Source organism: Lentzea tibetensis (assembly GCF_007845675.1).
In the GTDB taxonomy this organism is placed as follows: Bacteria; Actinomycetota; Actinomycetes; order Mycobacteriales; family Pseudonocardiaceae; genus Lentzea; species Lentzea tibetensis.
In genome coordinates this window covers 1-677 of sequence record NZ_VOBR01000109.1, presented here as the reverse complement: position 1 = coordinate 677, position 677 = coordinate 1, and the positions used below count along the sequence as shown (strand labels likewise).

At 73.3% G+C, this 677-nt stretch carries 1 protein-coding gene; it reads left to right on the top strand.

Features of this window, described 5'->3' with window-relative positions; all coding sequences use genetic code 11:
* Positions 1-675 (top strand): hypothetical protein (locus tag FKR81_RS43145; RefSeq protein ID WP_222598630.1); only part of this gene is annotated, 675 nt, incomplete at its 5' end.
* Positions 676-677: the final 2 nt, after the last annotated feature.

Here is a 677-nt window from a genome sequence, read left to right as displayed (position 1 = left end):
GTCATGACGATCCACACCGCGATGAACAGCGCGGACGCACGCGTGATGCACGCGATGCAGCACGGTCCCGCCGCCTACCACTGCCCGGCCGGGCACGGCCCGCTGCGGGTGTGGCCGGACGCGAACGCACCGGCGGACCTCAGTCTCGTGTGCACCAGGTGCGGGCACCGCATCATGGCTGACGCCACGCTGATCGAGTCAGCCGAGGAGGCCGCGTCCCACGTGGACCCCGAGCCGATCCCGATGGTGCGGCTGCCCGACGGCGCCGCGCCGCGCGGCCTCCGCCCGGACGGCACGGTGCGCACGACGGGGTGGGTGCAGTTCGGGAAGCTCCCGGTGAGCTCCGGGTTCTGGGCGGCGTCAGCGGCGTTCTTCGCCACCGTGCCGCTGCACCCGTGGCTGCCGGTCGTCGCGACCCCGCTGGGCTACCTGGTGTGGAAGTGGTGCACGACCAGGTGGCGGCCCTCGTCGCAGGCGGTGAACACCCGGCGGACTCCGGCCGAGGACCTCGAGCCAGGACAACACATCCGGCTGTACGGCACGGCAGGCCCCGTCGGCGAGGTGAGCGCGACGGGCGCGGACGCGCAGGGACGGATCCGGCTCCGCGTGGTCGGCGGTCTGGAGGTGCTGAGGCGCCCCGGACAACCCGTGTGGCAGGTCGACCTGCGGAACTGATG